Annotated in this window: 7 protein-coding genes; 5 read left to right on the plus strand and 2 right to left on the minus strand. The window is 71.7% G+C overall.

Going from position 1 to position 6,459, the window contains the following annotated elements:
• Window positions 1–9 precede the first annotated feature (9 nt).
• Window positions 10–903 (plus strand): NAD-dependent protein deacetylase, encoded by an 894-nt coding sequence (locus ACIA77_RS41250; RefSeq protein WP_395891589.1) that lies wholly within the window; start codon window positions 10–12, stop codon window positions 901–903.
• Window positions 904–1,223: 320 nt separating this feature from the next.
• Here the strand turns inward: ACIA77_RS41250 and ACIA77_RS41255 are convergent, their stop codons facing one another.
• Entirely contained in the window at window positions 1,224–2,039 is an 816-nt protein-coding gene (locus ACIA77_RS41255) for an NAD(P)H-binding protein (RefSeq protein WP_395891590.1), read from the minus strand.
• A 96-nt stretch (window positions 2,040–2,135) separates the two neighbouring features.
• On the opposite strand from ACIA77_RS41255, the gene ACIA77_RS41260 reads away from it, so the two are divergent.
• From ACIA77_RS41260 to ACIA77_RS41270, 3 genes are all read left to right on the plus strand, one after another.
• Complete coding sequence (locus ACIA77_RS41260; protein ID WP_395891591.1) at window positions 2,136–2,546, plus strand: winged helix-turn-helix transcriptional regulator; 411 nt, start codon at window positions 2,136–2,138, stop codon at window positions 2,544–2,546.
• 2 nt (window positions 2,547–2,548) lie between these two features.
• The gene (locus tag ACIA77_RS41265; protein ID WP_395891592.1) at window positions 2,549–4,951 is read left to right on the plus strand and encodes a glycoside hydrolase family 2 protein; all 2,403 of its coding nucleotides are present in this window, start codon (window positions 2,549–2,551) and stop codon (window positions 4,949–4,951) included.
• Between the two features lie 107 nt (window positions 4,952–5,058).
• The gene (locus ACIA77_RS41270) at window positions 5,059–5,367 is read left to right on the plus strand and encodes an ArsR/SmtB family transcription factor (RefSeq protein WP_395891593.1); all 309 of its coding nucleotides are present in this window, start codon (window positions 5,059–5,061) and stop codon (window positions 5,365–5,367) included.
• Between the two features lie 115 nt (window positions 5,368–5,482).
• Here the strand turns inward: ACIA77_RS41270 and ACIA77_RS41275 are convergent, their stop codons facing one another.
• Window positions 5,483–6,184 carry a TetR/AcrR family transcriptional regulator gene (locus ACIA77_RS41275; protein ID WP_395891594.1) on the minus strand — a complete coding sequence of 234 codons (702 nt, stop codon included), beginning with the start codon at window positions 6,182–6,184 and terminating at the stop codon, window positions 5,483–5,485.
• A gap of 143 nt (window positions 6,185–6,327) precedes the next feature.
• On the opposite strand from ACIA77_RS41275, the gene ACIA77_RS41280 reads away from it, so the two are divergent.
• The coding region (locus ACIA77_RS41280) for an SDR family NAD(P)-dependent oxidoreductase (protein ID WP_395891598.1) at window positions 6,328–6,459 on the plus strand (132 nt) is incomplete at its 3' end.

Consider the following 6,459-nt stretch of genomic DNA (forward strand, 5'->3'; position numbering starts at 1 on the left):
GCTGATCAGGTGCGGACACGACCGACCTTGAGCTGGACCGGTACGGGCGAACCGCTCCCGCGCACCGGAACGGTCGCCGAGGTGGCCGAGGTCGTCGCCCGCGGCCGCGTGGTGGTGCTGAGCGGGGCGGGCCTGTCGACCGAATCGGGCATCCCCGACTACCGCGGCGAATCCGGCAGCCTGCGCCGGCACACGCCGATGACCTACGACGAGTTCACGACCAGCGCCGAAGGCCGGCAGCGCTACTGGGCGCGCAGCCACCTGGGCTGGCGCACCATCGCCCGCGCCGAGCCGAACTCCGGCCACCACGCCGTCGCGGCCCTGCGCCGCGGCGGTCTGCTGGCGGGGGTCATCACGCAGAACGTCGACGGTCTGCACCGCGCGGCCGGCACGCGCGGCGTGGTGGAGCTGCACGGCAACCTCGACCGCGTGATCTGCCTCGGCTGCCGCCGCACCAGTCCGCGCGAAGAGCTCGACACCCGCCTGCGCGCCGCCAACCCGTCCTTCGGCGGCACCGCCACCCGCATCAACCCCGACGGCGACGTCGAACTCGACGAGGACGTCGTCCGCACCTTCAGCCTCGTCGGCTGCCCCGCGTGCGCCGGCGTGCTGAAACCCGACGTCGTGTTCTTCGGCGAGAACGTGCCCCGCGCCCGGGTCGAACGCTGCTACCGCCTGGTCGACGAAGCCTCGGCGGTCCTCGTCCTCGGCTCCTCCCTGACCGTGATGTCCGGCCTGCGCTTCGTCCGCCACGCCGCGAAAACCGGCAAACCCGTCCTGATCGTCAACCGCGGCCAGACCCGCGGCGACGCCTGCGCGCAGGTCCGCGTGGACCTCCCGCTGGGCGAGGCGCTGACCGAACTGGTCGGCCTGCTCGGCGACCGGGCCGGCCAGCCCGCCTGAGCCGTCGGTCAGCAGCGGCAGCCGGCTCGCGCGCGCCGGATACGGCCGCGAATACTCCTCGAGGTCCGCGGGCGCCAAGCCCCGCGCGTGGTCGAACCGGGCAGCAGCTCGCACCGGAAAACGTTGTCATCGAGCACCATCCGCTCACCGGTGCCCGGGGTGCGCAGACCTCGGAACAGCTGCCGTCCGCCTTCCGGGAATTCGGCCCACGCCAACGGTTTCACGATGGTTTCGGTGACCGCGACCCCGCGTACCCGGCCGGCTTCGCGGTGGTGCATCGCCGACCCGAGAACCGGGGTGACCGGCACGTCCCGCCCCCGTCAGCGGAACGCGTCGGCCGAGGCCGCCGCCCACTCGGCGAACGTCCGCGGTGCACGGCCCAGCACGAGTTCCGCGTCGGGACTCACCTTCTGCTCTTCGGGCAGCGGGGAGCCGAGCACGGCGAGCGTCGCGTCGGCGATCGGTGCCGGCATGAGCTCCAGCAGCTGTGCGCGCGCCTCCGCCGGCGTCTGCTCGACGAACCGGATCGGTTCACCCAAAGCCGTGGCCAGGGCCGCGGCGCGGTCGCGCGGGGTCAGGGCCGCCGGCCCGGTCACGGTGTACGAAGCGCCGGCGTGCGAGTCGTCCAGCAGGGCCGCCGCGGCGACGGACGCGACGTCCGCCGGATCGACGAACGGCAAGGCGACGTCGGCGAAGGGCGCCGCCGCCGTGCGGGAGGCGCGGACCGACGGCACCCACGCCAGGGCGTTGGTGGCGAAGCCGCCCGGGCGCAGGATCGTCGCCGGCAGGTCCGACGCGCGCACGGCCTCTTCGTACGCGGTGAAAAACGCGTACGCCTCCGGGCGGGTGGCGGCGCCCTGGGACGAGAGCAGCACGAGCCGCCGCACTCCCCCGGCTTCCGCCGCGGACAAAAGCTCGGCCGGCGCCGGCCCGCCGGGGAACAGGAACAGCGCCTCGGCTCCCTCCAGCACCGGGCGCAGCGAGTCCGGTGCCGCGAGGTCCGCGACCCGGTGCACCGCACCGTCGGGCACCGCGGCCGGCGTGCGCGACACCGCCGTCACCCGGACCCCCGCCGAAGCCAGTGCCGCCACCAGTGGCCGGCCGACGTTCCCGGTCGCTCCCGTCACGACGATCATGACAAACCCCCTGTATCGCTTGAGATCCACAGTGGTCACGACGCTAGGAAGCGCGTCGCGGGACCGGAAGGACGCACCTTTGAGTAAGCTCACGACGTGGAGGAATGGACGCAGTTCGCGGGCCGGACGACCCAGGACGGGTATGAGGTGTTTCACACCGACTGCCCGGCGCGGACCGTGCTCGACCACGTCACCAGCCGCTGGGGAGTGTGGGTCCTGATCGCCCTGCGCGAGCGCGAACTGCGGTTCTTCGAACTGCGCCGCAGCATCGAGGGCGTCAGCGAGAAGATGCTCGCGCAGACGCTGCGCACGCTCGTGCGCGACGGCCTCGTGCACCGCGAGGTCGAACCCACCACCCCGCCGCAGGTCAGCTACCGCCTGACCCCGCTCGGCCGCGGCACCGCCGACCACTTGTCCGGACTGTTCACCTGGCTGCGCGACCACGCCGTCGACATCCTCGCCACGCAAGCCGGCTACGACGAGTCCGGCGGGCGGCAGAGCGCGTAGGGATGGCGGACGAACAACCAGGGGCCGCGCCGGCCCCGAGAACCGGTCACCCGCGGCGCAAGTTCCTGCTGGGTGCCGGAGCGGCGCTCGCGGGCTCGGGCGCGCTGTCGGCCGCGCTCTACCGCCCCACCCCCATCGAGGCGACGAGCGGGTTCGGGACCACGTGGCAGTTCGGGCCGTTCGTGCCCGGCTGCACGGATCAGGACTTCGACGACCGGTCGATGCCGCTCGTGTCGGTGCCGCACTGCGTGACCCCGTTGTCGTGGCAGGGCTGGCACCCGAGCGACTGGCAGCACCTGTGGGTGTACCGCCAGCACTTCCTGGCGCCGCCGGAGCTGCGCAAGAACCGGACGTTCCTGCGGTTCGACGGCGTGCTCAGCGCCGCGACCGTGTACCTCAACGGCCGCCGCATCGCCTCCCGCAGCGGCGGGTACCTGCCGCTCACCTGCGAGGTGACCGGGCTGCTGACGGCCAAGGACAACGTGCTCGCCGTGGCCGTCGACGGCCGGTGGCAGCAGGACACTCCCCCGGACCTGCCCGAGTACCCCAACCCCACGGCGATCGACTTCTACCAGCCCGCCGGGATCTACCGGGCCGTGAACCTCTACGGCACCCCGCAGGTGTACCTGTCCGACGTGTTCGCCGAGCAGATCGCCGTGCTCACCCCGAACCGCGCGGTGGTCGTGCACTGCACCGTCGACGCCGCGAAAGCCGTGAAGGGACCGGTGCGGTTCACCGCGACACTGAGTCAGGCCGGTACCGAAATCGCCACCGCGGTCACGGACACGACCGGCCTGGCCAAGGGCGAGACGACCACCACCGTGACGCTCGAAGGTCTCGACGCGGTGAAGCTGTGGGACGTCACCGAACCGGCGATGTGCGACATCCTGGTCACGCTGTCGGTCGGCGGTCGCAAGGTGCACACCTACTCCGTGCGCACGGGGCTGCGCGACGCACAGTTCACTGTGGACGGTTTCCGCCTGAACGGCCGCCCGCTGAAGCTGTTCGGGCTCAACCGCCACCAGTGGTACCCGTTCGTCGGCGGCGCGATGCCCGAGCGCGTGCAGCGGCGCGACGCGGAGATCCTCAAGAACGAGCTGAACGTCAACATGGTCCGCTGCTCGCACTACCCGCAGTCGCCGGCGTTCCTCGACGCGTGCGACGAGCTCGGCATCCTCGTGTGGGAAGAGCTGCCGGGCTGGGACCACGTGGGCGACACGGCGTGGCAGGAGCTCGCGGTGCGCGACGTGCACGACATGATCGTGCGCGACCGCAACCACCCGTCGATCATCGTGTGGGGCACCCGCGTGAACGAAACGCTGGGCCAGTACACCCTCTACGGCAAGACCGACCAGCTGGCCGCCGAGCTCGACCCGACTCGGCCGTGCACCGGTGCGGTCGCCGGGCAGCGGGGCTACGTCTCGCCGCTGTACCCGGTGAAGGCCGCCGGCGGCGTGTTCTCCTTCAACGACTACAGCCGCCCGCCTTCGCGCAACGCGCCGCCGCCGCTGCGGCCACCGCGCCACGGCGTGCCCTACCTCGTGAGCGAAGCCGTGGGCACGCTCGTGGGCGCGCCGTACTTCCGGCGCACCGACCCGCTCGACGTGCAGCGGGAACAGGGCATGCTCCACGCCTGGGTGCACGAGCACGCGGCGTCGGACCCGCGCTACTGCGGGCTGATCGCGTGGTGCGGCTTCGACTACCCGTCGGGCTGGTACCACTCGCTGCGCGGCGTGAAGTACCCCGGCGTCGTCGACTTCTTCCGGATTCCCAAGCTGGGCGCTGGTTTCTACCGCGCCCAGCGCGATCCCTCGCGCGGCGCGGTGATCGAGCCGGCGTTCTACTGGGACTTCGGCGCCGGCTCGCCCCGGGGCGGCCCGGGCCGCACCGCGCTCGTGTGGTCCAACTGCGACCAGCTCGTGATCACGGTCGCGGGCCGGCGGCCGGTCACGGTGCAGCCCGACCGGGCCCGCTTCCCGCACTTGAAGCACCCGCCGTTCCTGGTGAACCTCACGGGGATCAAGGGCACCCCGGAGCTGGTGATCGAGGGCCGCGTGAAGGGCCAGACGGTGCTGCGGCGCCGGTTCAGCGGGGACCCGGCGTTCGACACGCTCGCCGTGACGGCCGACGACGGCGAGATCATCGCCGACGGCCAGGACACCATCCGCGTCACGCTCCGGTCGGTCGACCGCTACGGCGCGCCGCGGCCGCACGCGCGTGGCGTGCTCAGCGTTTCGGTCGACGGGCCGGGAATCCTGATCGGCGAGGAGTTCCTGGACTTCGGCGCGCTCGGCGGCGCGGCGGCGGTGTGGATCCGCTCGATGCGCGGCACCCCCGGCACGATCACCGTGACCGCGTCGCATCCGTTCCTGGACACGGGATCCGCGACGATCTCGGCGGTCTGAGCCACGAAGTGGGCGAAGCCGCGATCGCGGGTACGATCGACGGTGACGCCCGATGAAGCGGTGAAGTGACCCGAGGACGCGGTGACACCGGAGAGCTGGGAGGCGGCATGGCGCGGACGCTGAGCCACAAGGACCCCACCGAGGTGACGCTGCAGCAGGCGCTCGACGCGCTCACCGATCCCGTGCGCCGCACCATCCTGCGCGAGCTCTCGGCGGTCCCGGACTTCACGCGTGCGTGCGGCGCTTTCGACCTGCCCGTCTCGAAGGCGACGGCCAGCCACCACTTCGCGGTGCTGCGCTCCACCGGGCTGCTCGAACAGCTCGATCGCGGGCCGCGCCGCTTCAACCGGCTGCGCCGCTCCGAGTTCGACGCGCGCTTCCCGGGCCTGCTCGACCTCGTGCTCTCCGAGGGCTAGCTGCGCTACGGCCGTGGATCGTCGACACCCCGGGGCCGGGGTTGGGTCTGACTGTCACCAACCTCTGTCGGTTGTGGAGCCAGCCACCCGGCCGCTTTCGTCCACTTCGGACGGATCACTCGTGGGTGAGCCCGTCCAGCCACTTGAGCAGCAGCTGCGTCTCCTCGGCACCGAGGGCCGTGTCCTCCGTGCGCAGGAGCGCGGCCAGCTGCAGCGCCGCCGTCGGCAGCGGGGTTTCGGCGGTCTCGGCGGTGGCGCCGGCTTCACCGGTGGCCGCGGAGGTGAGCAGGCTGTCGTGCACGGCGTCGCGCACGCGCGTGGACAGTTCGGGGTCGGTGTAGGTGCCGGGCTGGGTGACCATGTTCAGGGCCACGCCGATGTTGGCCGACATGATCCGCTGCGCGGCCGTGTCGGGATCGACCCGCAGGCGGCCCACGGCGGCGCACCGCACCAGCACCTCGCGCAGCAGGCGCAGCGCTTCCTGCGCGGCGTGCGGAACTTCGGCGAAGGCCGGTGAGTACATCAGCCGGTAGACGGCGGGGTGGTCCTTCGCGAACGCGATGTGGGTGTCCCAGCCGTTCTTGAGGTCGGCGATCGGGTCGGCCGAGGGCTCGGCGGCGCGTTTGGTGGCGAGGTAGCGGTCGAAGCCGTGGTCGACCACGGCCGAGAGCAGCCCGTTCTTGTCGCCGAAGAGGCGGTACAGCATCGGAGCGCCGACGCCGACGGCTTCGCACACCGCGCGGGTGGAGATGTCGCGGTCGGGCGAGGCGTCGAGCAGCTTCTCGGCGGCTTCGAGCATCTGGGTGCGGATGTCCATACCTCGAGTGTATCGCAGATACCTGGCCTACGTAGCAATGTTACGTACATCATAGCATCGTTACGTCAAAACACTAGCGCGAGTACCGGCCAGCGCGTAACTTCGATAACAGAAGAGCGGAACGACGATACGAAGGACTCCCGATGACCACCACAGAAAACACCACCACCAGCCCGCGCATCGCGATCGTCACCGGTGGTTCGGGCGGGATCGGCCGGGTCGTGGCCGAGCGCCTGGCCGCGGACGGCATGCACGTGCTGGTGCACTACGCCGGC

The organism is Amycolatopsis sp. NPDC051903, assembly GCF_044452505.1.
In the GTDB taxonomy this organism is placed as follows: domain Bacteria; phylum Actinomycetota; class Actinomycetes; order Mycobacteriales; family Pseudonocardiaceae; genus Amycolatopsis.